Source organism: Shewanella sp. T24-MNA-CIBAN-0130, assembly GCF_040310185.1.
Taxonomy (GTDB): domain Bacteria; phylum Pseudomonadota; class Gammaproteobacteria; order Enterobacterales; family Shewanellaceae; genus Shewanella; species Shewanella psychromarinicola.
Map to the genome: position 1 here is coordinate 1 of NZ_JBEOPP010000299.1, position 273 is coordinate 273.

Here is a 273-nt window from a genome sequence, read left to right on the forward strand (position 1 = left end):
GCTTGTAGCCGCAGCGATATTGAAAACTGTAGCGACCAAGAGATTGTTAATGTTTACGACAATACTATTGCCTATACCGATTTTGTGTTGGCAGAAACGATTAATGTACTTAAGCAGTATCAAGACAAATATAACGTCGCGCTGGTGTATTTATCTGACCATGGTGAGTCGTTGGGTGAAAGTGGTATGTATTTACACGGTACGCCTTACAGCATTGCGCCGAGCCAACAAACTCATGTGCCTTGGTTTATGTGGTTACCACAAGACTACACA

1 protein-coding gene is annotated in these 273 nt (G+C 42.5%); it reads left to right on the forward strand.

The genetic code is table 11. The features are described from left to right. Positions 1-273, forward strand: a 273-nt coding sequence (locus tag AAEZ02_RS22465; protein ID WP_351125255.1) for a sulfatase-like hydrolase/transferase, incomplete at both ends; no start/stop codon positions are given.